At 41.2% G+C, this 25,735-nt stretch carries 30 protein-coding genes, 1 pseudogene and 1 riboswitch; of the genes and pseudogenes, 20 read left to right on the top strand and 11 right to left on the bottom strand.

Annotated elements, in window-relative coordinates; genetic code table 11:
- Positions 1 to 32 precede the first annotated feature (32 nt).
- Positions 33 to 1,214, top strand: a complete 1,182-nt coding sequence (locus R4Z09_RS30200; protein ID WP_338450298.1) for an NAD(P)-dependent malic enzyme — start codon at positions 33 to 35, stop codon at positions 1,212 to 1,214.
- Between the two features lie 83 nt (positions 1,215 to 1,297).
- Here R4Z09_RS30200 and R4Z09_RS30195 read toward each other — a convergent pair whose 3' ends face one another.
- Complete coding sequence (locus tag R4Z09_RS30195; RefSeq protein WP_338450297.1) at positions 1,298 to 1,585, bottom strand: hypothetical protein; 288 nt, start codon at positions 1,583 to 1,585, stop codon at positions 1,298 to 1,300.
- A 167-nt stretch (positions 1,586 to 1,752) separates the two neighbouring features.
- Here R4Z09_RS30195 and R4Z09_RS30190 point away from each other — a divergent pair, with 167 nt between their 5' ends.
- The 6 genes and pseudogenes from R4Z09_RS30190 to R4Z09_RS30165 all read left to right on the top strand — a co-directional run bounded on the left by R4Z09_RS30190 (position 1,753) and on the right by R4Z09_RS30165 (position 4,102).
- Positions 1,753 to 2,115: a response regulator transcription factor gene (locus R4Z09_RS30190; protein ID WP_338450296.1), complete on the top strand. Its 363-nt coding sequence runs from the start codon at positions 1,753 to 1,755 to the stop codon at positions 2,113 to 2,115.
- Positions 2,116 to 2,222: 107 nt separating this feature from the next.
- Positions 2,223 to 2,429: a winged helix-turn-helix domain-containing protein gene (locus R4Z09_RS30185; RefSeq protein ID WP_338450295.1), complete on the top strand. Its 207-nt coding sequence runs from the start codon at positions 2,223 to 2,225 to the stop codon at positions 2,427 to 2,429.
- A complete protein-coding gene (locus R4Z09_RS30180) occupies positions 2,422 to 2,658 on the top strand; it encodes a hypothetical protein (protein WP_338450294.1) in 237 nt (78 codons plus the stop codon). The genes R4Z09_RS30185 and R4Z09_RS30180 overlap by 8 nt, the downstream gene beginning before the upstream one ends.
- A complete protein-coding gene (locus R4Z09_RS30175) occupies positions 2,655 to 3,272 on the top strand; it encodes a histidine kinase dimerization/phospho-acceptor domain-containing protein (RefSeq protein ID WP_338450293.1) in 618 nt (205 codons plus the stop codon). Before R4Z09_RS30180 ends, R4Z09_RS30175 begins: the two co-directional genes overlap by 4 nt.
- Positions 3,273 to 3,290: 18 nt before the next feature.
- Positions 3,291 to 3,617, top strand: a pseudogene (locus R4Z09_RS30170) (sensor histidine kinase).
- A gap of 86 nt (positions 3,618 to 3,703) precedes the next feature.
- Positions 3,704 to 4,102, top strand: coding sequence for a GNAT family N-acetyltransferase (locus tag R4Z09_RS30165; RefSeq protein ID WP_338450292.1), 399 nt, complete (start codon positions 3,704 to 3,706; stop codon positions 4,100 to 4,102).
- Between the two features lie 53 nt (positions 4,103 to 4,155).
- Here R4Z09_RS30165 and R4Z09_RS30160 read toward each other — a convergent pair whose 3' ends face one another.
- From R4Z09_RS30160 to R4Z09_RS30150, 3 genes are all read right to left on the bottom strand, one after another.
- On the bottom strand, positions 4,156 to 4,506 hold the full coding sequence (locus R4Z09_RS30160) for a multidrug efflux SMR transporter (protein ID WP_338450291.1): 351 nt from the start codon (positions 4,504 to 4,506) through the stop codon (positions 4,156 to 4,158).
- Between the two features lie 18 nt (positions 4,507 to 4,524).
- A complete protein-coding gene (locus R4Z09_RS30155; RefSeq protein WP_338450290.1) occupies positions 4,525 to 4,854 on the bottom strand; it encodes a multidrug efflux SMR transporter in 330 nt (109 codons plus the stop codon).
- A 327-nt stretch (positions 4,855 to 5,181) separates the two neighbouring features.
- Positions 5,182 to 5,829 (bottom strand): copper amine oxidase N-terminal domain-containing protein, encoded by a 648-nt coding sequence (locus tag R4Z09_RS30150; protein ID WP_338450289.1) that lies wholly within the window; start codon positions 5,827 to 5,829, stop codon positions 5,182 to 5,184.
- A 394-nt stretch (positions 5,830 to 6,223) separates the two neighbouring features.
- Between R4Z09_RS30150 and R4Z09_RS30145 the strand changes: the two genes are divergently transcribed.
- Together R4Z09_RS30145 and R4Z09_RS30140 are read left to right on the top strand one after the other, a co-directional pair.
- Complete coding sequence (locus R4Z09_RS30145) at positions 6,224 to 6,610, top strand: YmaF family protein (protein WP_338450288.1); 387 nt, start codon at positions 6,224 to 6,226, stop codon at positions 6,608 to 6,610.
- A gap of 130 nt (positions 6,611 to 6,740) precedes the next feature.
- Positions 6,741 to 8,009 carry a cell wall-binding repeat-containing protein gene (locus tag R4Z09_RS30140; RefSeq protein WP_338453404.1) on the top strand — a complete coding sequence of 423 codons (1,269 nt, stop codon included), beginning with the start codon at positions 6,741 to 6,743 and terminating at the stop codon, positions 8,007 to 8,009.
- Positions 8,010 to 8,177: 168 nt separating this feature from the next.
- Here R4Z09_RS30140 and R4Z09_RS30135 read toward each other — a convergent pair whose 3' ends face one another.
- On the bottom strand, positions 8,178 to 9,227 hold the full coding sequence (locus tag R4Z09_RS30135; RefSeq protein WP_338450287.1) for a sulfite oxidase: 1,050 nt from the start codon (positions 9,225 to 9,227) through the stop codon (positions 8,178 to 8,180).
- Positions 9,228 to 9,466: 239 nt separating this feature from the next.
- Between R4Z09_RS30135 and R4Z09_RS30130 the strand changes: the two genes are divergently transcribed.
- The 4 genes from R4Z09_RS30130 to R4Z09_RS30115 all read left to right on the top strand — a co-directional run bounded on the left by R4Z09_RS30130 (position 9,467) and on the right by R4Z09_RS30115 (position 12,683).
- Complete coding sequence (locus R4Z09_RS30130; RefSeq protein WP_338450286.1) at positions 9,467 to 9,808, top strand: metal-sensitive transcriptional regulator; 342 nt, start codon at positions 9,467 to 9,469, stop codon at positions 9,806 to 9,808.
- 15 nt (positions 9,809 to 9,823) lie between these two features.
- A complete protein-coding gene (gene copZ / locus R4Z09_RS30125; protein ID WP_338450285.1) occupies positions 9,824 to 10,030 on the top strand; it encodes a copper chaperone CopZ in 207 nt (68 codons plus the stop codon).
- Positions 10,031 to 10,116: 86 nt separating this feature from the next.
- Positions 10,117 to 12,537, top strand: a complete 2,421-nt coding sequence (locus R4Z09_RS30120; protein ID WP_338453403.1) for a heavy metal translocating P-type ATPase — start codon at positions 10,117 to 10,119, stop codon at positions 12,535 to 12,537.
- Positions 12,538 to 12,551: 14 nt separating this feature from the next.
- A complete protein-coding gene (locus R4Z09_RS30115; RefSeq protein WP_338450284.1) occupies positions 12,552 to 12,683 on the top strand; it encodes a hypothetical protein in 132 nt (43 codons plus the stop codon).
- A 194-nt stretch (positions 12,684 to 12,877) separates the two neighbouring features.
- Here the strand turns inward: R4Z09_RS30115 and R4Z09_RS30110 are convergent, their stop codons facing one another.
- The 3 genes from R4Z09_RS30110 to R4Z09_RS30100 form a co-directional block, all read right to left on the bottom strand.
- Positions 12,878 to 13,150, bottom strand: a complete 273-nt coding sequence (locus tag R4Z09_RS30110) for a hypothetical protein (protein WP_338450283.1) — start codon at positions 13,148 to 13,150, stop codon at positions 12,878 to 12,880.
- Positions 13,151 to 13,262: 112 nt separating this feature from the next.
- Positions 13,263 to 13,940 (bottom strand): response regulator transcription factor, encoded by a 678-nt coding sequence (locus R4Z09_RS30105; protein ID WP_338450282.1) that lies wholly within the window; start codon positions 13,938 to 13,940, stop codon positions 13,263 to 13,265.
- 11 nt (positions 13,941 to 13,951) lie between these two features.
- Entirely contained in the window at positions 13,952 to 15,310 is a 1,359-nt protein-coding gene (locus R4Z09_RS30100; protein WP_338450281.1) for a sensor histidine kinase, read from the bottom strand.
- Positions 15,311 to 15,625: 315 nt separating this feature from the next.
- Between R4Z09_RS30100 and R4Z09_RS30095 the strand changes: the two genes are divergently transcribed.
- Both R4Z09_RS30095 and R4Z09_RS30090 read left to right on the top strand, forming a co-directional pair.
- Positions 15,626 to 15,925 carry a YwdI family protein gene (locus R4Z09_RS30095; protein WP_338450280.1) on the top strand — a complete coding sequence of 100 codons (300 nt, stop codon included), beginning with the start codon at positions 15,626 to 15,628 and terminating at the stop codon, positions 15,923 to 15,925.
- Positions 15,926 to 16,033: 108 nt separating this feature from the next.
- On the top strand, positions 16,034 to 16,405 hold the full coding sequence (locus R4Z09_RS30090) for a DUF423 domain-containing protein (RefSeq protein ID WP_338450279.1): 372 nt from the start codon (positions 16,034 to 16,036) through the stop codon (positions 16,403 to 16,405).
- Between the two features lie 124 nt (positions 16,406 to 16,529).
- Here the strand turns inward: R4Z09_RS30090 and gerQ are convergent, their stop codons facing one another.
- Complete coding sequence (gene gerQ / locus R4Z09_RS30085) at positions 16,530 to 17,024, bottom strand: spore coat protein GerQ (RefSeq protein ID WP_338450278.1); 495 nt, start codon at positions 17,022 to 17,024, stop codon at positions 16,530 to 16,532.
- Positions 17,025 to 17,299: 275 nt separating this feature from the next.
- Positions 17,300 to 18,046 carry a hydrogen peroxide-dependent heme synthase gene (gene hemQ, locus R4Z09_RS30080; RefSeq protein ID WP_338450277.1) on the bottom strand — a complete coding sequence of 249 codons (747 nt, stop codon included), beginning with the start codon at positions 18,044 to 18,046 and terminating at the stop codon, positions 17,300 to 17,302.
- 274 nt (positions 18,047 to 18,320) lie between these two features.
- On the opposite strand from hemQ, the gene pta reads away from it, so the two are divergent.
- Positions 18,321 to 19,298 carry a phosphate acetyltransferase gene (pta, locus tag R4Z09_RS30075; protein ID WP_338450276.1) on the top strand — a complete coding sequence of 326 codons (978 nt, stop codon included), beginning with the start codon at positions 18,321 to 18,323 and terminating at the stop codon, positions 19,296 to 19,298.
- A 434-nt stretch (positions 19,299 to 19,732) separates the two neighbouring features.
- Complete coding sequence (locus R4Z09_RS30070) at positions 19,733 to 20,572, top strand: lipoate--protein ligase family protein (protein WP_338450275.1); 840 nt, start codon at positions 19,733 to 19,735, stop codon at positions 20,570 to 20,572.
- A gap of 84 nt (positions 20,573 to 20,656) precedes the next feature.
- Here the strand turns inward: R4Z09_RS30070 and R4Z09_RS30065 are convergent, their stop codons facing one another.
- Positions 20,657 to 21,391, bottom strand: a complete 735-nt coding sequence (locus R4Z09_RS30065) for an RsfA family transcriptional regulator (RefSeq protein ID WP_338450274.1) — start codon at positions 21,389 to 21,391, stop codon at positions 20,657 to 20,659.
- Positions 21,392 to 22,008: 617 nt separating this feature from the next.
- Between R4Z09_RS30065 and R4Z09_RS30060 the strand changes: the two genes are divergently transcribed.
- From R4Z09_RS30060 to R4Z09_RS30050, 3 genes are all read left to right on the top strand, one after another.
- Positions 22,009 to 22,233, top strand: coding sequence for a DUF1450 domain-containing protein (locus tag R4Z09_RS30060; RefSeq protein ID WP_338450273.1), 225 nt, complete (start codon positions 22,009 to 22,011; stop codon positions 22,231 to 22,233).
- Positions 22,234 to 22,750: 517 nt separating this feature from the next.
- Positions 22,751 to 22,827, top strand: a riboswitch (glycine riboswitch).
- A gap of 144 nt (positions 22,828 to 22,971) precedes the next feature.
- On the top strand, positions 22,972 to 24,150 hold the full coding sequence (locus tag R4Z09_RS30055) for a 3-phosphoglycerate dehydrogenase family protein (RefSeq protein WP_338450272.1): 1,179 nt from the start codon (positions 22,972 to 22,974) through the stop codon (positions 24,148 to 24,150).
- A gap of 255 nt (positions 24,151 to 24,405) precedes the next feature.
- A complete protein-coding gene (locus R4Z09_RS30050) occupies positions 24,406 to 25,710 on the top strand; it encodes an HD domain-containing protein (protein ID WP_338453402.1) in 1,305 nt (434 codons plus the stop codon).
- Positions 25,711 to 25,735 lie beyond the last annotated feature (25 nt).

Here is a 25,735-nt window from a genome sequence, read left to right as displayed (position 1 = left end):
AGGGTGTTCACATAAAAGGAGAGGGAAGAGTAATGAACGAAAGAGAAATAAAAGAGCAGGCTATACAGCTGCATAAAAAATTAGCGGGTAAAATTGAGATTGTTAGTAAGGTAACGATAAATTCGGCTCATGACTTGAGTCTTGCTTATACACCAGGTGTTGCCGCTCCTTGCTTGGCCATTGCACAGGATAAGGAAGCATCCTACGAACAAACCGGACGTGGAAATTTGGTTGCTGTTGTAACAGATGGAACAGCCGTATTAGGTCTTGGTGATATTGGTCCTGAGGCAGCCATGCCCGTAATGGAAGGGAAAGCTTTATTATTTAAACAGTTTGCAGGTATTGATGCCGTACCGCTTTGTCTTGCTACAAAAGATACAGATGAAATCATCAATATTATTAAAGCGTTGGAGCCTACCTTTGGAGGCATTAATTTGGAGGATATTGCTGCACCTCGCTGTTTTGAAATTGAGGAACGTTTGAAGCAGGAGTTAAACATACCGGTATTTCATGATGATCAGCATGGAACAGCAATTGTTATTTTAGCAGCAGTCATCAATGCTTTACGTTTGGTTAGAAAGAACATGAGTCATGTGAAAGTGGTGATTAATGGTGCGGGATCCGCTGGAATTGCGATTGCGAAATTGCTTATAACAGCAGGGATGAGGGATATAACACTTGTTGATCGGGCCGGAATTCTTTGTACTGGTGAGGAATGGATGAACCCTTGTCAGGCACTTATCGCTGAAGCCACGAATCATCGAAAGGCAAGAGGGACCCTTAAAGATGCTGTTTTAGATGCAGATGTATTTATTGGTGTGTCGGGCCCTGGCGTTTTAACAGGGGATATGGTTAGAACGATGAATAACGAGCCAATAGTGTTTGCCATGGCGAACCCGACGCCAGAAATTCTCCCTGACGAAGCTTTAGCGGCCGGAGCGGCAGTAGTAGGAACAGGGCGCTCTGATTTTCCAAATCAGGTTAATAATGTGTTAGCCTTCCCAGGGATTTTCCGTGGCGCATTAGATATTCGTGCAACAGATATTACGGAGGAAATGAAGATTGCCGCAGCCTATGCGATTGCAAATATTATATCGCCTAATGAATTAACAAGCGATTATGTGATTCCAAGTGCATTAGATAAACGCGTTGTTGAAAGTGTAGCCCAAGCTGTTTCCAAAGCAGCCATTGAGTCAGGGGTTGTAAAAAAATAAAAAGAATTAATGTTTGCCTAGTTAGTAATGAAAGAGCGGTACTCTTATTGAAAAGGGTACCGCTTTTTACATCCTGTTAAGCCTTAGGGTCCTCTCCATTCCTCGATAATTTCCTTTACCTTTTTTCTATCAATAATATTGATTGCATAGTACGTTATTTGCTTCTTTTTCATTTCCCTAACAGGGTGATGTGACGCCCCGTAAATATCCCCTAATACCAAAACATCTTCTATTGTAAAACCAATTAAGATAATCATCGGTTTTCCGTTTCCCGTCCAAGTTCCTCTTGTACCTAATACAACAGGTAGCGGATGTTTCTTACCTTTTACATACTCTGATACCCATTCCTGCTCCGTTCTGGCTTGAATCATGAGACAGCTCCCACAGTTTGATGATGCTCTTATTGTTTTCTAAAGGATGCAGTCTATTCTATTTAAAATATTCACAAACCATTTCAAAACTTTCACCCAATTTTCAGTTTTCTTTGTTATTCTAAATGTAAAATAGCGCCATTTTGGTAAGGGATGTGCAAGGGTTTATGGATATTTTATTTGCTGAGGATGACGAAAGCTTAGGGAAGTTAATCCATCATTTGCTTCAGAAGGAATTTAACCGGGTGGAGTGGGTGAAGGATGGCCGGTCGGCTTATGAATATGCTTCATTGACAGACTATGATGTGGTGATTCTTGATTGGATGATGCCGGGCTTAAGCGGGGTTGAAGTATACAGCCGATTAAGAAAGAATGGCTATAAAGGCTGTATCTTATTCTTGACGGCAAAGGATGCCATTGAGGATGTTGTTGCCGGGCTTGACTCTGGTGCAGATGATTATCTCGTCAAGCCATTTAAATTCGAGGAATTGGCCGCACGGTTACGGGCGCTGTCGAGAAGGATTGAATAGCCATTGAAGAGATCCTCTCCTGTAATGGGCTGCAGTTACATCTGAATACACATATTGTTGAGCGAAACGGACAAGTCATCGAACTTTCCAAGAAAGAGTATGGGCTATTGGAGCTGCTGCTGCGGAATAAACATCAAACGCTGACAAGGGAAGTCCTACTTGAAAGAATCTGGGGTTTTGATGTCGAGGTAACAGAGAATGCCCTTGATGCCCTTGTGAAGCTTGTTCGGAAAAAGGTCAACCTGCCTGGAAAACCTTCGATTATTAAAAATGTTCGTGGAGTCGGGTATACATTGAGGGAAGGTCATGTTTAATACCGTCAAGGCAAGACTCACCATTCTATTTGCAGGCTCACTATTAGTGATATTGATTATATTTATTCTTGTCTTATATGGATTCATCTCAGGAGCCATCAAAAAGGAAGAAATCAATGAACTAGACCAGTTTTTTGAAAATGAGCAGCATGAATTCTATGAGGACTCTTTCGAGGGAGAAAATGGACATCTGGAATACGAGGAGGAAAAAAGTTTTTCTATTATGTGATCGATAAGAATCAGCAATTAATAACTGGAGAAGAAACAGTCAGAGGGTTGTTTTCTTATCTATCAGATATCGAAAAAACTTATGAAACAGAAGAAATTCAATGGGAGAAATCTCATTTATTAGTAAAAAGCTATCCTTTAGAGAATATTGGGACAGTCATTATTGGCATGGACATAACCAATGAAATGCATGTCATCCAAAATATTGTCTGGTTTCTCCTCATCATTACAGTCATTTTCAGCGTTTTGTTTGCCTGGGTTGGTCATTTTTTTGCCGGACAGGCGATGAATCCGATTCAGAAATCCTTTCAAACGCAGCGAAAGTTTGTATCAGATGCCTCACATGAATTAAGGACACCGTTAAGTATCTTTTACAGTTCGCTTGATGTCCTATCTGGAGAAGAGAATTTAAGCTCGTTTGGCAAAGAAGTGCTTGAGGATGCCAAAAGTGAGGCAGAAATGATGAATAAGCTGCTAAATGATCTATTATTTTTGGCAAGAAGTGATCAGGGAAATATGGAATTGGATCTCGAAGAATATGATTTCTCGAGTCTCTTAGATACATGGTTAACCAGCTTTGCAAGAACGGTACCTGCTCATTTATCCTTGCAGTAGGACATTCAGGATCATGTTATGATGAAAGGCGATAGGGTGCGGATTCAGCAGCAGCTCTATATTTTGCTGGAAAATGCAGTTCGCTACACGAAGGAAGGCACCATTACCTGTACGTTAAAAAAGGACCAGCAGATTACATTGGCGGTTGCAGATACCGGTTCAGGGATTCCTCCAGAGGATCTCCCGCATATTTTTGAACGTTTTTATCGGGGGGATTCGGTCAGGAAGAGGGATGGCTCGTGACTCGGATTGTCGATTGCGAAAACAATCGTCGATGCCCACGGAGGGAAGATAGCAGTGAAAAGTGAGGCGGGAAAAGGAACGCAATTTATTGTTACATTTTAAAGGAATATTGGTGTTCGAATGGAGCGGGTTAGTGACAATTGTTTGGTGAAATTAATAGAGTATAAGGCTAGAAGGAGGTACTAAATTTGCAGATTAACTATGAATTTGAGGATAGGATTGATGCTGCAGAAGTAGCAGATGTATTTAAAAGGTCAGGGATTATTCGGCCGGTAGATGATTTAGATCGGATTCAACGGATGGTAGAGAATGCAGATATGATTGCAACGGCGAGAAACAATGGCCAGCTTGTTGGCATTGCCAGAGCCATAACTGATTACAACTATTGTTGTTATTTATCAGACCTTGCTGTGGATACCGAATATCAACACAACGGAATTGGCAAGGAACTTGTTCGTCGGATACAAGAAAAGCTTGGTGACGAGGTTACATTGGTATTGATTGCAGCACCTAATGCGGTGGACTATTATCCTCGAATTGGATTTGAAAAATCGGATAAAGCATTTTTAATCAGACGTAAACGATAAACAAAACCGGCAGCGTAAGCTGAAAAGGACCATTATAAACGAATGGTCCTTTTTTATGCGTTAGATTGATTTTTTACTTTATCCGGCTTATTCGATGATTGTAAAAAAATAATGCCGCCGATAATAAGCGCTAAACCGGCAAAGGTAAGTGAGTTAAAAGGATCGTCCCATATCAGTACACCTATTAGAGCGGTTAAGGCTGTTCCGACTCCAGACCATATCGCATAGGCCAAGCTTAAGGGAACGGTTTTAAGACATATGGATAAGCAGTAAAAGGATATTCCGTATCCGATAGCAACCCCAAGAGATGGGAAGAGAACGGAAAAGCCTTCTGACAGCTTGAGCATGGTCGTAGCAAAGATTTCACTGATAATAGAAATACTTAACATGATATAGCCCTTCATTTTGTTTCCTCCGAATGATTAAAAAGAATGAGTGTTTGCGAAGTTTAATAGAATGACGCCGCCGATAATAAGAGCTAAGCCCCAAAACGTTTTACTGTTAAAATTCTCCTTATAGATCGTGACACCTACTACAGCAGTGAGTGCCGTTCCTAATCCAGACCAAATCGCATAAGCCATTCCCAGCGGCAGCGATTTAAGGGATAGTGACAGGAAATAGAAGGCTAAGCCATAGCCCACAACGACACCAATGGAGGGCAGCAGCTTTTTAAAGCCGTCCGCAGCTTTTAGCAAAGAGCTGGCAAACACTTCGCTGATGATTGCTGCAAATAAGAGAATGTAAGAATTCATGTAGTTCCTCCTATGTTCCAAATCTTATCTATGTATATCATAGGCATGTTGTAATATTCAATCAATTTATGTCCGTTTTAATAAATATATTTTAAGAAAGATATTATCCGAATACTAGGGGAGAACGGAAGAACAAACAAAAGCAATGAGCCTGGCAGCCCAAGCTCTTTTTCACGCTCGCTCATGTTGTCGTTGACTTCTGCTGACAAGGTGCTTTGGTCAGCTGGGGCGGGGGCATCTAATGCACTGAGAACGAAAGCCGAGAAGGCTGCCCCTGTGATACCAACTATTCATTTTGCTTTTGTATTCATTTTCATATTTATCACCTCATATTTCCTGTAGGATAATAGCTAATTTGGCTGCATCCCAGTTCACGCGGTAGCCTAATGCATTGGAAATGACTGAGATAGGCAGATAAACAGACCTTTCATAGTAGAAGCTTTGCGTAGGCATCGGTGTTTTGACCATATTTTCATAAGCTGCATTTGTCCCAGCGCGGACAATGAGCTCTTCCGTGCCCTTTGAAAGCTCAAGAATTTTGCTTTGCTGATAATAACGGGACTTTGCGCCGAGAAACTTTGCCACTTTTTCACCAGGAACAAGCAGCTGCCCATTTTGCGGGATCATGAAAAACGATTCGCTTGTATTGTTTAGTTCGATACTGACCTCTTTTGCTTCTTGGAAGGGAAGCTCTGTATTTGAAGTAGTGCTGCTTATTTCTCTTGTCCACAGATTCCAAAAGGTGCTTTGAACAGGAGTGCTTTCATACATTGTGCCGTCCCCGTAATTAGTGGTGTTTTCTTCATAGTAACCCTCATCGTCGTCCTCTTCATACTCACGGTCTTCATCTTCATGCTCGTGCCGTTCATACCGTACGCCCTCATCGTCATCATCCGCATTGGCGATCGTTCCTGTCTGAAAAATAAAGAAAAGCATGAAAAAGGCTAACATCCACTTTGTTATTTTTGATTTCATTTCCTTATCCCTCCTTATAGGGAACACTTTAATCGGCATTTCTGAAAAAGAACTGAAAGAATGATGGGGATTTTTGGATTTATATACAAAATGGGGAATTTGGTGCGGAATAGTGGAATTTGTTCCAAATTGTGTGTTTCACGTGAAACATGTCATATTTCAGTAGAAAAAGAGGAATAACAAAAGACGCCATGCAGGCGCCCAATTGTTTTCAAAGCAAGGAGAGGTCAATCCACTTACTTTCCTATACTTTAAAATATAAATGTGCAGATTCTATGGATTTTTTATAAGTTATTTACTTTATATATATAAACAAAAGTATAGTTCTGAATATTTGAATCCTTTTTCGCTATGAACACATACAGTATGAAAAAGGCAAAAGGAGTTTTTGCTCATGGAGATTCCTGTTTCTGGATACATGTATCATTCGAATGATTCAGATCCGATGCATTCTCACTATGTATATATAACATCTTGGGATGGACGACAAATGCAAATGCCCACACATGCCCATGAAATGAGAGGAGCTACCACCTTTGATATGGGACATAATCACAGCTTTGCCGGCAGAACAGAACCAGCTCCAACCGGAGTTCAGCACACACACCAATACTTTATTTTTACCGCGATTGCTGACGGACATATCCATCAGATTAGAGGAATGACCGGACCGGCTATTCCGCTTTCCGGTGGCGGTCATTATCATGAGTTTAGCGGTGTGACCACTGTGGACGGAGTGGCACCTCATAGTCATAGATATAGCGGAAGAACAAGTAGATAATCGAGAGTCTAAGCTCACCGAATCTGGTGAGCTTTTTAATTTAATAAAGTAAAAAATCCATAAATTCTGCATATTTTTCGTTTATCATTTTTCCAAAACGAAATAAGGGGGATAAAGAATGTCTACAGTAATGAAAAAGGTAATGTTTGTAACCTTATTATCTGTGCTGTTATTGGTGCTTGCGGCATGCACCAATAAGGATGATGAGGCAGAAACAGCAAAAGAAGGGACAGCAGCAACAAACCATGCAGATATGGAAAGCACTAAAGCCACGGGAAACATGGCGGAATTCGCTAAGGCTCCAGAACAGGTTAATGAAAATGCTTCAGAAAATCTTTTAACGCTAAATACAAAAAATGTGACGAGAATTCCGACAAGCGACCCAATTGAGACATCCATCTATGTATCGCAAACGGTTTGGCCTGCAACTCATAAAGAAAATCAGCCGGGAACTGTCATTTTGACTCCGTTGGGAAGCTGGCAGAATGCAATGGCTAGTACCGATTTAATCCATCATCCAAATAACGGACCGTTGTTATTTATCCAAAAGGATAGTATACCGGCAAATGTTTTAAACGAGATTAAACGATTGAATCCAATTGGGAATACAAATGGAACCCAGGTCATGGTAATGGGGGATGTGTCAGATGTCGTGCTTAGTCAGCTCACTGACTATAAGGTCGAAAGGATAACAGGTGAAAATCCAGCTGACTTTGCAAAAAATATAGACGAGGCTTATGCAAAAGTATCGGGCGGGTACCCTAATGGGGTAATTATCGCATCAGCAGATGAGGAAGATAAATTGTATACTATACCGGCAGTAAACTGGATTGCCCATATGCCGGAACCGGTTCTTTATGTTTCTAAAACGGAAATCCCTGAGGAAACGATTGCAGCTTTAGAAAAAAGAAAAAGTAAAGCCAATATTTATATTCTAGGACCTGAAAGTGTAATCTCAAAGGATCTTGAAAAGCAATTAAAGGAATATGGCAAGGTGCAGCGGATTGGCGCAGAAGCAAATGATCCATCGGCAGTATCAATCGAATTTGCCAAGTTTAAAGATGAGGAGACAGGCTTTGGCTGGGGCTTAACAGGATCCGGTCATGGGGTATCATTCGTATCTACTGAATCACCGGAAGTAGCGATTGCTGCCGCACCATTTTCCCACTTGGGAAAACATGCACCATTAATTTGGCTTGATAAGGGGCAATTGCAGCAAGAAACATATGATTTCCTTGCCGGGATCAAGCCAATGTTCAAGGACACTCCGACGGAAGGACCTTATAATCATGCCTATCTCGTCGGGGATACTGCAGCGATTCCTTACCAAACGCAGGGAATCATTGATGACAAGCTGGAGATTGTTCAGGAGAACAGTGAAGGGCATAGCGGGCATTAATATATAGATAAGAAAGCAGGCTGATATGGGATCAATCAGCCTGCTTTTTTGTAAAGGCTGTGTTAAAGCACAATGTTGATTTTTAGTTAGCAGGCAGATTGCAGTGGAGGGCACGTAGATTCCCTTGGAAGGCGAAATGCCCAGAACAGACAACCATGTTATAAAATACTATTCAATTTTCACGTTCACTTTTGACACTGCATTATATCCATAGCCTTTCCGGTTCCAAAAGGCATTCATCGGCTGAATTCGTCCTTGTGAATCCTTTGCCCTTGCATAAATAGAGTATTCTCCCTTTTTTTCCACATGCCACAAAAAGGACCATTTTGTCCATGCATAAGGCTCATTCAAACGCTCGAGAACGGCTTTCTGCCATGTATCACCATTGTCTAAGCTGATTTCGACCTCTGTTATTACGCCTTTCCCTGTCCAGGCTATTCCTTTTATTTCATGAACTCCCGTATTCAATATGGAAAATGGAAGGGGCTGTTGAATAGTCGAGTTTACTTGTAAAGTGGTAACGGGAAATGACTTATGGTCGTTATGTTTATGAGGATAGTAGACATAATCTTCCGTTTGGAAAGGTCCGTTAAAGGAATCATTAATGAGTTCAATCTTATAGAGCCATTTTACAGAAGCCATTCCGTACCAGTTTGGAACAATTAATCGGAATGGATAGCCGTGTGTATAATCGAGCGGTTTGTCGTTGTACAGATAGGCAATAATGGTATCCGGGTGTAAGGCCTTTTCTAACGGAAGACTTCTTTTAAAGGGAATCAAGTCTTCTTTATCGGGCTTTCTGCCAAAATCAGCTCCTTGAAAAACAACTTCCTTTGTCTGATTATAGAATCCTGTCAATTCAAGCAGGTGAGACAAGGGGACTCCCGTCCATTTTCCTTGACTGATCGCTCCGTCTTCCCACTGTTCTCCATGGACCTTTGGATCAAAATAAGCTCTTTTATTACCTGCGCATTCAACGGGAAGAATGATCGATTTTTCAGGCAAAGAAAGGATGTCATTAAGATGAAAGAAACGGGGCTGGGGTACATTTCCGCAAATTTGCAGCCAAAGATGCCGATCAGTCAACGAAGGATAGGGAAAATGATTTCGACGGTAAAAGTATTTGGCTGGGGTCAGCCATGTAGATAGAAAATGAATGGGAGATTCTTGATTTTCCGGTTGCAATTTTCTCGTTGTTAGAAAAGGTTTGTTTTTCATTGCAGCACCTCTTTTCATTGTAAATCATATTTCGAAATACAATTAATAGAACAATGAATAGAGGAATAAGATAGGGTAGGGGAGTATAAAATAGGAGAGGTAAATTATAAAATTAAATATTGCTTATCAAGACGGGAAGAAAAAGGATTCGGAAAAAAATTTAAATAAATTCTTTAAAAAAAGGAACTTTACATAGGGTACCCCCGTATACTATAATATAAATCAAGGAGGGATCATCGATGTCATCCGAATTAGAGCAAGACCCAATGCATGAGGGAGATGACTGCTGCCACTCAGGTGAGCGGAAGAGTCATCATTCTGACAAAATGAAGAAAAACCTTGAATCCAGGTTAAATCGGATTGAGGGTCAGGTTCGGGGCATAAAGCGGTTAATCGACAGGGATACTTATTGTGACGATGTCATTACGCAGATTGCCGCAACCCAAGCCGCCTTAAACAGCGTGGCGAAAATCCTTCTTGAAGCCCATTTAAAGGAGTGTGTGGTCGACCGCATCCAAGATGGGGATTTAGAAGTTGTAGATGAAGTGCTGGTAACGTTCCAAAAATTAATGAAAAAGTAAAAGGAGACGATCATAGTGGAAAAAGTAACTCTTAATGTGGAAGGTATGTCTTGCGGACATTGTGTGAAAGCGGTAGAAGGAAGCGTTGGTAAATTAGATGGTGTAGCAAGTGTGAAAGTAAGCCTTGAAAATAAAACAGTAGATGTTGAATATAATGCAGATGAAGTAACATTAGATGCAATCAAAGAAATAATTGATGATCAAGGTTACGATGTAAAATAAGTTGATGAAGAGCGAATGTGTTTTTGAAAGCACACGCTCTCTCTTTTTCAATTAAATATACCCTATATAGGTATGAGGTGATAATGATGAGTGAAAAGCAGCTAGCTCAAGACCAGTTTCAAATAACCGGTATGACGTGCGCGGCCTGTGCAACCCGTATCGAAAAAGGGCTTAGGAAGCTCGAGGGTGTCCAAGATGCCAATGTCAACCTCGCCCTTGAAAAGGCAACAGTAACCTTTGATACCTCTGCCATGAGTTCAAGTGAGATTCAGAAGAAGGTAAGGGACCTTGGCTACGATGTTGTGACAGAGAAGAAGGAGCTAGAGATAACGGGCATGACATGTGCGGCATGCTCATCCAGAATTGAAAAAGGCCTTAACAAAATGGATGGAGTTATTCAAGCGAATGTGAATTTGACATTGGAGAAGGCAACGGTTGAATATAATCCTACAGCGGTTTCCGTAAAGGACCTGATTCAAAAAGTTGAAAAGCTCGGTTATGGGGCCATTTTAAAGAGTGAGGAAAACCAGGAGGAAGCAGTCGACTACCGTCAAAAAGAGATTGAAAAGCAGCAAGGGAAGTTTATCTTTTCAGCAATATTATCACTGCCGCTGCTATGGTCAATGGTAGGACATTTCAATTTTTTAGAAGATAGAGTATACGTGCCAGATGCGTTTATGAACGCTTGGGTGCAGCTGGCACTAGCGACTCCGGTTCAATTCTTTATTGGGAAGCAGTTCTATGTCGGAGCCTATAAGGCCTTGAAAAATAAGAGTGCAAACATGGATGTTCTCGTTGCACTTGGAACATCTGCGGCTTACTTTTTCAGCCTGTATTGGTCTTTCCAAACAATCGGCGGTTATGCCCACTCCGTTGGACTTTATTATGAAACGAGTGCGGTTTTAATTACGTTGATTTTGCTTGGAAAATTATTTGAGGCGAGAGCAAAAGGCAGATCATCAGAAGCGATTAAGAAGCTGATGGGGCTGCAGGCCAAAACGGCAGTTGTCATCCGGAATGGCGATGAAATGGAGATTCCATTGGAAGAGGTTGTTGCTGGAGATATCATTCTCGTCAAACCTGGCGAAAAGATCCCGGTTGACGGTGAAATTTTAGAAGGAAACTCTGCGCTGGATGAGTCCATGATCACGGGGGAAAGTGTTCCGGTTGATAAAACAGTCGGAGATACGGTCATCGGTGCCACAATTAATAAAAACGGCTTCCTGAAAATGAAGGCAACAAAGGTAGGCAAGGAAACGGCACTGGCGCAAATTATTAAAGTGGTTGAAGAAGCGCAAGGCTCAAAGGCCCCGATTCAGCGCTTAGCCGATTCTATTTCCGGTGTGTTTGTCCCGATTGTTGTCGGCATTGCGGTAATTACTTTCTTGGTTTGGTATATCTGGGTAGATCCGGGTAACTTTGCTCTAGCATTAGAGAATCTGATTGCCGTGCTTGTCATTGCCTGTCCTTGTGCACTTGGACTGGCAACTCCAACGTCCATTATGGCTGGCTCCGGCAGGGCTGCAGAATACGGTATTCTCTTTAAAGGCGGAGAGCATCTTGAAATGACGCACCGGATCAATACGGTCATTTTAGATAAAACAGGCACGATCACAAACGGAAAACCAGTTCTTACAGATGTAGTAACAGACCAGGATGAAGCAGAGTTCTTATCTCTCGTAGGTTCAGCTGAAAAACAATCCGAGCACCCGCTTGCGCAGGCAATTGTGGCAGGGATTAAGGAAAAGTCAATTGAACTTGCTGATGTGTCTGAGTTCGAAAATATACCTGGATATGGTATTAAAGCAACTGTAAATGGCAAAGAAGTGTTGGTCGGTACACGCAGGCTGATGAAACAATTTAATGTCGAGATTGAGCATATGCTTGATGTTATGGAAGGTCTTGAAAAGCAAGGGAAGACAGCGATGCTGACAGCAGTGGACGGTGTCTATGCCGGAATTGTTGCCGTGGCGGATACAATCAAGGAGACTTCAACAGAAGCGATTAAGCGCATGAAGGACATGGGGCTTGAGGTAATCATGATTACAGGTGATAACCAACAAACGGCTAATGCCATCGCAAAGCAAGCTGGTGTTGATTCTGTCATTGCGGAAGTTCTGCCGGAAGGAAAAGCAGAAGAAGTGAAGAAGCTCCAGCTTCAGGGTAAAAAGGTAGCGATGGTCGGCGACGGAATCAATGATGCACCGGCACTTGCTGTTGCTGATATTGGGATGGCGATTGGGACAGGAACAGATGTGGCCATGGAAGCGGCTGATATTACACTTATCCGCGGTGATTTGAACAGTATTGCGGATTCAATTTTAATGAGTCATAAAACCATTACAAATATCAAGCAGAACCTATTCTGGGCATTAGCCTATAATTCGATTGGAGTACCGGTTGCAGCGGTAGGATTTTTGGCACCTTGGGTTGCAGGGGCAGCAATGGCGTTCAGCTCGGTCTCAGTTGTGTTGAATGCACTTCGTTTACAAAAAGTAAAACTATAGAGGAGAGATGACAAATGAAAAAATGGGCGCTTTCCGCCATTGTCTATTTGCTGGTCGTTGTCGGTGTGTACTATGCTTATACAGGATTAGCAGAGTCTCCTGCGGACGGTATGGAGCATAAGAATACAGAGCAGCATGCGGAATGAAGGAAAATGGCCTCTATTGAAAAGTAGCGGCCATTTCTTCTTTATTATTATTTATGCTTTCCTAAAGCAAGCTTCACTGCATAATAAACAACGACTCCTGTCACAAAAAGGTTAATGGCCCAACCTAGAAGTCCAAAAACCAAGCATGCCAAAACCAGATCCAAATCCACCCATCATGGGGAATCATCTCCAGATTACAAATTATTTAGATTCATAGTTGGTGTGGCACCGTTTGGCATCATGTCAGCAGGATCGACGTTCTCCATCATACCGCCTTCACCATGGCAAGCATTATACATATCCTTTAATTGCTTCTCGGAAAAATCAGGATGCATTTTTTCCATATAAGGTTTCATCTGGCCGAAGTTTAATAGGCCATTACCATTTCCTTCAGCATAAGCGATCGTTCCAGCCCCGCCTAACAATACAGCACCTGTTAACATACCGATGACCCATTTCTTTTTCATTCCTCAACAGCTCCTTTCATACTTTTATCATAGCTTAAAGATTTGCAGAACGTATGCAGAAGAATGGTGAAGTTGTTACGATTGTATGAATTAATAGGGTTTTTACCTGCAATCATTCCTGTCCATCCCATTTATACCCAACACCCCAAACAGTCAGTAAATGGTCATCAGCAGGGAAACCAGCCTTGCGTAGCTTTTCGCGCAGGTTCCTGACATGGGAATCAATCGTACGGTCCTCCGTCGAAACGCCGTATCCCCAAACAGAGGTAATCAAATGCTCTCTTGTAAAAACAACATTCGGGTTTGTTAAAAATAGACTCATCATGCCAAATTCCTTTGGGGTTAGGGGAATTTCCTGTTCCTTATAGTGGAGCTGAAAGGAGTCTTGATTTAACACAAGTCCCTGAAAGGAAAGATTGCCTTTTTGCTTCGTTCTTCTCCGTAAAACAGCCTCAATTCTCGCCAGCAATTCATCTTCATCAAATGGCTTGGAAATATAATCATCTGCGCCAGTATTCAGCCCTTTGACAATGTCTGTTTTTTCACTCATCGCCGTCAGCATGATAATCGAGGTATCCCAATATTTCCGTATTTCCCGGCAGGCCTCCAAGCCATCCATTTCAGGCATCATAATATCAAGAAGAATCAGATCAACAGAATGCGACTCTAAATAGTCGATTGCCTCCAGGGCCGATTCTTTTTTGATGCAGGTATAGCCGCGCGGGCTTAAATACAAAGATAATAAATCTAACATTAACGGTTCATCGTCCACTAATAAAATGGTCTTCATAGGGTTCTCCTTTAAAAAATAATCTCAAAGCTTGTGCCGGCATTCACTTTACTACTGACGGTAATGTCTGCGCCGTGGGCATGAACAAGCTCTTTCACTATGGCCAGTCCAAGACCGGACCCTCCAAGGGAGCGGGTGCGGGCCTTATCCACTCGATAGAAGCGGTTGAAAATAAAGGGGAGATCCTGTTCGGGAATTCCTTTACCGTGATCCTCTACGAGAATATGAATGTTGTTTTTTTGCCTCCAGGCTTTTAAAATGATTGTTCCGCCATTTGGAGAGTATTTCTTCGCATTGTCTAATAGGTTAAAAAGAATCTGCTCAAGCCGCAGCGGGTCTGCCATGACACACAAGTTCGACGGACAGCTGACAGTAAATTCAATATTGCTTTCTTGCAAAATCGGCAGAAACCGCTGCTCTATTTTTTCAAAAAAGGGATGTAAATCTACCGGCTCCTTTGCAATTGCAAATTGATTTTGATCAAGCTTAGCCAATTCAAATAGTTCCTTTACTAATTGGGTCAAACGGTTCGCCTCATCTACGATAATGGCTAAATAGTTCTCCATATCTTCTTTTGGCAGGCTCTGTTTCCGTAAGATATCGGCATACCCCTTAATGTACGTTAAGGGTGTCCGTAATTCGTGGGAAATGCTGGCTAGAAATTCATTGCGCTGCTTGGTTAAATAATGCAAATCACGTGCTAATGTTTCAATCGATTTTGCCAAATCACCTAATTCGTCTTCATGGGTATTGGGGAGGGAAACAGAATAATTTCCTTTGCTGATTTGGCTCGTTGCCTCTTTCATGTTAAGGAGCGGCTTTGTAATTCCTTTGGAAAGGAAAATAATAATAATGATGGTAAAAATAATGGAAATCCAGCCTGAAATGATGAAATGCTTGTTCAGCCGATCCATCAAGGAATGGACGGATGCCGTATCCTGAAACATATAAACAAGTCCGACGAGCTTCCCGTCCTTTTCAATAGGGCTAACGGTTGAAATATAGGGTTCTTCATCCCAATCTCCTTCAATGATCTGTCCATCTCTTGGGAAAGAAGCGGGGGACGCTTGCAAATATTTCGCAAAGACCCCGGCAGGTGCGGAAGAATTTAATACCTGCCCGTCTTGATTGGTAATGACCACATCGGTTTCGGCTTCGGATTCCATTAAGACGACATGATCAATCGTATCAAGGTCAAAGTGTTTTTCGAGAATATCACGATGAGAATTCCCACGGCTTTGCAGGCTGTTCAGTTCTTCCTCAACCCTTGACTGGGTAATGCCATTATGTAAAAAGAAAAACATAAATGTGATTAAACCAAAGATAATAAAGAAAAATAACATTCCCAGTTTGACCGAAAGCTTTTTCAAAATGAATCACCTAATTTCAAAATATATAACTATAGTGTACGGCAAAAATTTGAAGAATTGATGCAGAAATGAAAGATTATAGAGAGTTATTTTGGCAGGAAGTGATTGGTTATGTTGGAAATAAAATGTTTCACGTGAAACATGCTGTCGTTTGCAGTAGAGAAAAAGGAGTTAAGACGTTGAATGCTAATAAGCTGTATTTTGCTGAAAATTCATGTAGAATAAAGAAGAATTGCATAGGTGAAGGACCTTGTAATCGAAGTCAATTGTTGAACGATACATAGAGAAAAATAAATAAATGATCTGGAGGTCAAGATGAATATTTCAGTAAACAAACTTCTTGATAAGATCGGAAAAGAGTTGCAGGAGGCTAAGCAGGCTGGATCTGATGCAAAAATACGTGAACATGCTTATGCGATGAAGGCTCTTTGTGAGCTTATTTTAGAGGAGCCAGCACAAGCAGGAACGGAAATCAGCAGCCCTGCTGTACCGGCGCCGGCAGTGTCCTTTCAACAGCAGCCTGTAAGTTATCAACCACAGTCGGTAAGCTTTCAGCCACAAAAGAAATTGGAAGTAGAAGACGGTGCAAACGGGGATTCTATATTTGATTTTTAATAGAAAAGCGGAAGCGCCTTGCCCACCCCCGATTGGCGTATGACCTTAGGGGGTAGGCGCTGCAGCTGGACATTAATCGAAGTGTAGACTTTGAAAGGGGATAGAAGAATGAAAATATTTATTATTCTAGGGGCTGCTTTGGCCGGGTTATCGGTTGCTTTAGGAGCATTTGGCGCACACATTCTTGAAGGAAAGCTTGAACCCAAATATTTGGATACCTGGGGGAAAGCTGTAACCTATCAAATGCTTCATGCAGTAGGTTTGCTGATTGTCGGTATTCTGCTTGGTAAGGTACATTCAAGTTCATTATTGTCATGGTCAGGCTGGCTGATGTTTATCGGAGTCGTTTTATTCTCTGGTAGTTTATATGTATTAAGTATTACTAAAATCAGCATGCTAGGTGCGATTACACCACTTGGAGGCGTGGCATTTATTGTTGCTTGGGTAATAATCGTGATTGCAGCTGTAAAATTTTTATAAAAAAATAAAAGAAGGAGTCTGACAAGAGGGTCAGACTCCTTTTATATATAAAACAATGGTCAGCTTTGGATATAAAGTGGCAGGGAAGATCTGATTGCTAAGCAAATTGCATTATGTTGCTGCCTTATCTCGGAGGATACGTAGCAAGATCTGCTGCAGCTGGTGCTGCCGCAAATGGGTACTCATATTCGAGCTCTTCATCAAATGTGGCATAGTCAAAGTAAACCATTGGCAGCAGAATGCGCTGTCCTGTTTCTGGGTCACTTAGGATTAAATGATCTCTTCCGGCAGCTTCGATGAGACCTTTAAAGATTTTTGCATTCCATTGCGAATTATTTTCAAAAGTCGCATAGACGGTTGCCAGTTTTCCTTTATTCAAGCGAAGGATATTTTCAATATAGGATTGTTCAACCGGAAGCATCCCAGGTATGGAGGGGGCTCCTGTTCCTGGCATGGCTCCTGTAGGTGGAAACATCGTACCAGGCATTCCTCCTTGTTGCGGGAAAACAGCAGGCTGCATCGGACCGCCCATTGGAGCCCCTCCATATTGCTGCGGCTTATTCCCGTAAGATGGGTACGATCTGTAATACCCATATTGGTTATTGTTTTGTTGGCTCATTCTAATTCCCTCCTAATACTCTAATCGCAAGTGGTGTAACTTGCGTAGGTTTCATTAAGTCAGTGGTTATAGAATGCAGGCCCCATCCTGGATTGGCCACTCAAGTCTTTGACCTGCAAGCTTCAAAGTTGAAATCGTGATGTAGAAAATATCAAACTCACTAACTAATGGATATGGGCAAGGAGGGTCAAATATGACTAAAAAATAAGACTACCTAAAAAGAGCCTCCGGCATATGCCGAAGACTCCTGTTATGTAAGCATGTATGCCTTTTTTTTATTTTACATGCAAAAAGGTTTGAATTTGATCATCTTGCAGATGGTTGCCGACGAAGAAGGATCCAAACTCGCCGTAGCGTGCACTTACTTCATCGAAGCGCATTTCATAGACAAGCTTTTTAAATTGCAGAACATCATCTGAGAATAGCGTAACGCCCCACTCATAATCGTCAAAACCAACAGAGCCTGTAATGATTTGTTTGACAAGTCCTGCATATTGACGTCCGATCATACCGTGGCTTCTCATTAAGTTCATACGCTCCTCCATCGGAAGCATGTACCAGTTGTCATTACCTTGGCGGCGCTTATCCATTGGATAGAAGCAGATGTATTTTGATTTTGGTAAAATCGGATACAAACGCGCGCGGATTTGCGGATTCTGATATGGATCTTCATCAGAAGACAGATAATTACTTAATTCCACTACGGATACATAAGAATGGACTGGAATTGTAAATTCAGCCAGCTTTGTTTTATTGAATTCGTTTTCAATTTCATTTAACTCTTCCATCGTTGGACGTAAAATCATCATCATGAAATCTGCCTTTTGCCCAACAATACTATAAATCACATGGCTGCCTTGTTCTTCCTTCTCCGTACGGTTCCACTTGTCTACAAGACCAAGATATTCTTGAATGGCTGCATCCCTTTCCTCGCTTGGTAGCATTTTCCAGGTTGTCCAATCCATTGTACGGAAATCATGTAAACAATACCATCCATCAAGTGTTTTTGCTGCTTGGCTCATCTATTTTCACTCCTTGTTCTTACAATACATTTTCATAACTACTATATCATAGTTTCTCCATAACCTCATGGATGAAACCTGAAAAAATCAGAATCGTCACTTTTTAGGATATTATTTCAAAATATGTAAATAGTAGTAGGGGAACCTTAATTGTTGTATAACTATTTTGAAATATTTTAAAAATGGAACATTTATCAGGAAGGCTGTTAATTCCTTGAATTTTTAAATTGGAAGGGTATTCTAATATAGGGAAAAATTTTAGGAGGGTAAAATCATGAGTGATTTATTCGCAGGCTTAAAACAAAAAGTTACAGGTCAAAACTTGAAAATTGTCTTTCCGGAAGGATTAGATGAAAGAATATTAACTGCTGCCGGACGTTTGGCAGAAGATAAAGTATTAACACCTATTTTAGTAGGAAATATTGAGCAAATTGAGGCAAAGGCAAAGGAACTAAATGTTTCTTTAGAATCGGCTGAAATCTATGATCCAGCTAGCTATGCTGCATTTGATGAGCTTGTGGCATCATTTGTGGAACGCCGTAAAGGAAAAGCAACAGAAGAAGATGCCCGTAAAATCCTTTTAGATGAAAACTACTTCGGCACAATGCTTGTTCATACAAATAAAGCAGACGGACTTGTAAGCGGGGCTGCACATTCAACAGCTGATACTGTTCGTCCTGCATTGCAGATTATCAAAACAAAAGAAGGCGTCAGCAAAACTTCAGGTGTCTTCATCATGGTTCGTGAAGATGAAAAATATGTGTTTGCTGATTGCGCTATCAACATTGCACCGGACAGCAATGATTTAGCGGAAATTGCAATTGAAAGCGCAAAGACAGCGGAAATGTTCGATGTCGAGCCTCGTGTAGCAATGCTAAGCTTCTCAACGAAGGGCTCTGCGAAGTCTCCTGAAACAGAAAAGGTGTCAACAGCTGTTGAAGAAGCGAAGAAACGCGATCCACAGTTAATCATCGACGGTGAATTCCAATTCGACGCAGCGTTCGTACCATCTGTTGCGAAATCGAAAGCACCTGGTTCCGTTCTGCAAGGTGATGCAAACGTATTTGTATTCCCAAGCCTTGAAGCAGGAAACATCGGTTACAAAATTGCCCAGCGCCTAGGAAACTTTGAAGCTGTTGGTCCAATTCTGCAAGGCCTTAACCGCCCGGTTAACGACCTTTCCCGCGGATGTAATGAAGAAGACGTTTATAAGCTAGCACTTATTACAGCAGCACAGGCTTTGAAAAAATAAGATTGTATGAGGTACATCACTTTTAGAGTGGTGTACTTTTTTTTCTGGAAAAAGGTAATTGCCTGAGAAGAGGAAAAAAGAATGCTTGATGGTCACAAAAGAGGGATGATAGTGCCCGAGAAGAGGAAAAGGAAAGTTTGGCGGTCACAAAAGAGGGATGATAGTGCCCGTGAAGAGGAGAAAGAAAGTTTGGCAGTCACAAAAGAGAGCTGATAATGCCCGAGAAGAAGAAAAAGGAAGCTAGACGGTCACAAAAGAGTGTTGATAGTGCCCGAGAGGAGGAAAAAGGAAGCTTGATGGTCACAAAAGAGGGTTGATAGTGCCCGAGAGGAAGATAAAGATAGCCCAACGGTCACTATGCAACCTGCCTTTTTGCTTACACTGACTGCATGCTATAATGAAGAAATAACAGCATGATAGCAAGGAGAATAATCATGAAGGACACAACGGATTTATTAGTTCAGGAGCGGTGGAGAGTGATTGATCAGTCTGTCTCCGGCCTTTATATAAGTGCCCTGCAATCATTCGGCATGGATGATACGCTATGTGCTTCGGTCGGTTCGGGTGAGGCTCCGGCGACAGCGAGGGCATGGGTTCACCAACGGACGATTGTACTAGGAATTCAAGATACGAAACTTCCCTATTTAATAAATGGGAATGATTTTTTACAAGATCAAGGCTATGAGGTCATTGTCCGAAATTCCGGCGGACTGGCGGTTGTGCTAGATGAAGGGGTCTTAAATCTGACGCTTGTTTTTCCGGAAAAAGAAAAAGGAATTGATATTAACCGCGGCTATGATGCGATGTGGCAGTTAGTGCAGGAAATGTTTGCTGATTACGGTCAAGACATTGAAGCTCGAGAGATCATTGGTTCCTATTGCCCCGGCAGCTATGATCTCAGTATCAATGGGCAAAAATTTGCCGGCATCTCGCAGAGGAGGATTAGAAAAGGCGTGGCCGTGCAAATCTATCTCTGTGTCAATGGCAGCGGCAGCAAAAGGGCCGAGCTGATTAAACAATTTTATGAGCTTAGTAAAAAGGGAGAAGAAACGAGGCATGTGTATCCAGCGATTGTCCCTGAGGTGATGGCATCACTGTCAGAGCTGCTTCAGGTTGAACTTACCGTTCAGGATGTAATGCTGCGCTTTTTACAGGCACTGCAATCGAAGTCGGAGCAGCTTTTTACCGCTTCCTTGTCACCGGAGGAGGTTCCGCTGTTTGAAGGCTATTATGATAGGGTAGTTGAGCGGAACCAGAAGGTTCTGGGGGAGTGAGAACCTCTGACTGCAGGTTTACAATCTATTAAATAAGAACAACATAAAAAAAGCCGTTATCCTAACGGCTTTTTATCAATCCAATTACTCAGCTACTTTTTCAAGATTGCCATTTCGGTCCATCTTAAAGGTTGTTGCTGGACGCTCTTCCTCTTCAAACAAGGCCAATTTGCGTGCTCTGTTCATAATCTTCATCAGCGTCTCGTAATCTTCTTGAATCGTTTCTGAATTTTGTTCCATTTCACCAATCTTTTCTTCAAGCTCTTTATTGGTTCTTCTCAGATCGGCGATTTCGCGTTTTAATCTTTCATTCTCATTTCTTAATATTTCAACCTGAAAACCTGAGTTTTTCATATTTTGCAGGTAAGAGACAATAGCATCAAGATTGAGTTCACCTGCAGGGATTGTTGGTGAAGCTTGAATTGAGTTCATGTCTATGCTAGCGGTCATCTCTTCACTCATTTCCATTGTCATATTTTCATTAAATACTTGGGTATCGGTTGGTGTTGTCAAGGTTTGAATTTCTTCTATACTCGGCTGCGGTGGTGAGTATAATAGTTTCTTCTTGCCGCCTTGATCTTTCCCCAAAATCCGTTGTCTTTGCTTGCGCTGTTTTTTCGCCAGCTGCAGCGCCTTTTCATAGTTATGGCGAACAACGGCATTCCAGCGGAAACCGCAGGCAGCAGACGTTCTATTAAGCTTATCTCCTACCTCTTCAAAGGCATTTAATTGTGTACTTCCTTCTCTTACATGTCTTAAGACAGTCTCAGCAAGCAGCAAGTCATTTTCATCTGTCCATGCATCTTGACGAACTTTCATTTCTTCAGCTCCCTATCATATTTTTGTATTTTTATAAAGCGTTACTTTCATCATGTCCAATCTTTTCAGACTTTATACAGGGTGATTAAAAGGATAGTAGACTTATGAAAAAACGAATGCATTTTAACAGCGAAACACATACTAATGAATGTTAGATTGGAAAGTTTAAATGAAAAGTAGTGCATAGACCTTTGGATCTTTATTAAAAGTTAGTATTATCTTTTAATTGCTAGTTTACGCATACCATCAGAAATCAACTTGCAATACAGAAAAAGAAGCGTTAAAATACCTCATAGTGTAAACGTACTAGTATAATTTTTTAAAAAAATAATGAAAATGTGAGAAACAGATTGTTTTCATATTTCAATTAAATAAGAAAGTTATCTTTTTAACTTAGTTAGTGGTCTAGCTCCAGCGCATAGCCCCTCTTGGGTCTAGCCACGCCTGAATTGAAGGCAAAGAACGCCTTCTATTCAGGCGCGTCTTATGCTTGTCGGGGCTGAGCACCAAGGAATTCTTCCTTGATATTGCTTCGCAGGAACATGTTCTTTATGTTCCGAAGGCGCTTGCGCTTTTCGTTTGATGTTTGTGAATGATTAAAAGGGGATGTATCCATTATGGCAAATGAATTCCGTGTCTGTGACGACTGCCAGGCTGTGAATTTAAAAACGTTAGTACCAATGTTGAAGAAAATTGATCCGGAAGCAGAAATTCAAATCGGCTGCCAGTCATATTGCGGCCCTGGCAGAAAAAAAACCTTTGCCTTTGTTAATAACCGGCCGTTAGCAGCTTTATCAGAAGAAGAGCTCGAAGAAAAAGTCAAAAAGAAGCTAAAAAAATAAGAAATCTCCTTGGACATAGTCTGAGGAGTTTTTTTTGTGCACATAACCGTAATTTCAATAATGCGGATCTATTGGTTCTTCCTAAATCGATAGATATGACTCCTGAATTATTAGGGAAGTTTACTTCTTTACGAATGATAATAAAAAAATATATAAAAATGTTCGTGTAATCTTGTTACAGGTATAGTTTGAATGTAAGCGTTACCGGAAATAAAATTAAGTTAAAGTCCCAGTTTTAAACACTTGATATGTTTTTTGAAATGAATTATAATTCAAACATTATATCAGTAAATTTTCTGATTTTTAACGAAAGACGAATGAAGGTGTTTTATCAATTAAACAATATTCATTTTTCTAGTAATTAAAGAAGTTTTGAGCTTGAATTTATTAAGTAATATTGTTAAAATTTAAAATTATTACACAATCATTCGACAAAAATTTTAAGTTTTTTTCTACAAATATCAACATATGAAAAAGAATATCGCTAGCGAAGATGGTTATGGTTCACGCTATAACAGGAGCGGCTTCTGGAGAGATTGCAATGCGCAGCGCCGAAGGGTTCACAATCTCAGGCAAAAGGACAGAAGAGTAACAAGTCCTATTTGTTATTCTTACTTTTTGCAGGAGATTGGAGATGAGTCCAATCTCTTTTTTTAGTCATCTTGAACTAATCCAAAAGTAAGTTTCATAGTTAACCAGCCATTTTTTATAAAAAAATAAAGGGGAGAAAAGAAACACATGTTTACAATCAAAACATTAAATGCAATTGCGGAAGTCGGCTTAGATGTATTCAAAACCAATGATAACTACACAATCGATAATGATGCAGAGAAACCGGATGCCATCGTTCTTCGCAGCTTTAACATGCACAATATGGAGCTTGATTCGAATGTAAAGGCCGTTGCCCGTGCAGGAGCTGGCGTGAATAATATTCCAGTTAATGAGTATACGGAAAAAGGGATTGTTGTTTTCAACACACCAGGTGCAAATGCCAATGCAGTTAAAGAATTGGTATTAACAACATTGATGGCTTCTTCCCGTAATCTATTTGCCGGTATTCAATGGACAAAAGGCTTAGAAGGCAAGGGAGAAGAAGTTCCGAAGCTTGTTGAAGCAGGAAAGAAACAGTTTGTTGGAAAAGAAATCAAAGGCAAAACGCTTGGTATCATTGGACTTGGAGCGATCGGTGCCCGCGTTGCAAACGATGCACTTCGTTTGGATATGGACGTAATTGGATATGATCCATTCATCTCTGTTGACATTGCTTGGAACCTTTCTCGTAATGTACAACGTGCAATGACGCTTGAGCAGCTTTATGCAAAGGCTGATTACATTACTGTTCACGTACCATTTACAAAGGATACAGGTGGAATGTTTAACAAAGATTCCTTCGCGCTTATGAAAGATGGCGTTCATATTTTGAACTTCTCCCGCGGAGAGCTTGTGAATGAAGACGATATGGCTGAAGCGCTTGAAAGCGGCAAGGTTGGAAAATATATTACTGACTTCCCGAACGAAAAAGTATTGAAAATGACAAATTGTGTGTGCATTCCACACCTTGGTGCATCTACAACCGAATCTGAAGAAAACTGTGCGATTATGGCTTCCCGTCAAGTGAAGGATTTCTTAGAAACAGGAAATATCGTAAACTCAGTCAATTTCCCTAATGCATTCCTTCCGTATACAGGAAAACGCCGTGTTGCTGCTTTCCATCAAAACGTGAAAGGTATGGTTGGATCGATTACGGCTGTTTTATCAAACTATGATTTAAACATTGCTGACATGGTAAACAGAAGCCGTGGAGATTATGCCTATACAATCATTGATATTGATAATAAATTTAACGGCGATCTAACTCCTGCATTAGAAGAAAATATCGGCAAAATTCCAGGAATGGTTAACATACGTATTATCTAATTGATAAAAAAATAAAGCATTTGCCTTAGGGCAGGTGCTTTATTTTTTTTTGAGCGAGAATAGGCTAGAGAAAGTACCTATTTTAGAAATGGTTGGTTTTTGTTGAATTTTGTAGAGAAGTGACGGGTAATTTGATTATAATAAGAAAAGTGGAAAGATGTCCTTCATAATAGACTAACAAAAAAAACAAGTCCGCAGCAGGGCAGTGTGCCTATTTGGCTGCATGCTTATATTGAACAGAAAAGAGGGGAGAAAATGGCCTATTCTGAGGAAAAGTTATTGGAGGAGAAGGTATTTAAGGATCCCGTTCACCGTTACGTGCATGTGCGTGACCGGGTGATTTGGGACCTGATCGGCACGAAGGAATTCCAGCGCCTGCGGAGAATTAAACAGTTAGGGACAACTTATTTAACCTTCCATGGAGCGGAGCATAGCCGGTTTAATCATTCACTTGGAGTCTATGAGATTGTCCGGCGCATTGTTGATGACGTCTTCGAAGGGCGCTCCGGCTGGAGTCATGACGAACGGCTGCTTTCCCTCTGTGCTGCGCTGCTCCATGATTTAGGGCATGGACCGTTTTCTCACTCCTTTGAAAAAGTGTTCCAACTGGACCATGAATATTTTACACAGGCAATTATTTTAGGCGATACAGAGGTAAATGCCGTCCTTAGGAAAGTGGGAGATGACTTTCCGAAAAAGGTAGCTGAAGTGATCGCCAAAACCTATCAAAACAAATTAGTGATCAGCTTGATTTCCAGTCAAATTGATGCCGACCGTATGGATTACCTGCAGCGAGATGCTTATTTCACAGGGGTAAGTTACGGCCATTTTGATATGGAGCGGATCCTAAGGGTGATGCGTCCGCGCGAGGATCAGGTGGTAATTAAGAAAAGCGGCATGCATGCAGTTGAAGACTATATTATGAGCCGCTATCAAATGTATTGGCAGGTATATTTCCACCCTGTAACCCGAAGTGCGGAAGTGATTTTAACGAAAATTCTGCACCGGGCAAAGGCTCTTCATGAGGAGTTTTATTCTTTTAAATCCTATCCCATTCATTTTTATTCTATGTTTGAAGACGAGGTCACATTGGAAGACTATTTAAAATTAGATGAATCCGTGATTCTCTATTATTTTCAAATGTGGCAGGAGGAAGACGATCCGATTTTGCGTGATCTCTGCCGTCGTTTTATGAATCGGAATCTATTTAAATATGCGGAGTTTGAACCGGCAAAAGAATATAAAAAGCTGGGAGAGCTTGCTAACCTGTTTCAAAAGGCTGGGATGGATCCGGATTATTACCTGGTTGTTGATTCCTCTTCAGATTTACCGTATGATTTTTACCGGCCTGGCGAGGAAGAAGAGCGCCTGCCAATTCAATTATTAATGAAAAACGGCGATATTCGCGAGCTCTCACGAGAATCGGAAATCGTAGATGCAATTTCGGGAAAAAGAAGAACGGATCATAAGCTGTATTATCCGCTCGATTTGATTTGCGATGATTCTTCGAAGAAAAACATTAAAAAGCAGATCCGTAAGCTGCTGGATATAGAAGAGTAATATTTGTCCATTGCTATAGAAGTAG

Origin of the sequence: Niallia oryzisoli (assembly GCF_036670025.1) — a bacterium.
Taxonomy (GTDB): domain Bacteria; phylum Bacillota; class Bacilli; order Bacillales; family Cytobacillaceae; genus Bacillus_BD; species Bacillus_BD oryzisoli.
The sequence above is the reverse complement of the archived record's forward strand: the minus strand, read 5'-3'. Positions and strand labels throughout refer to the sequence as shown.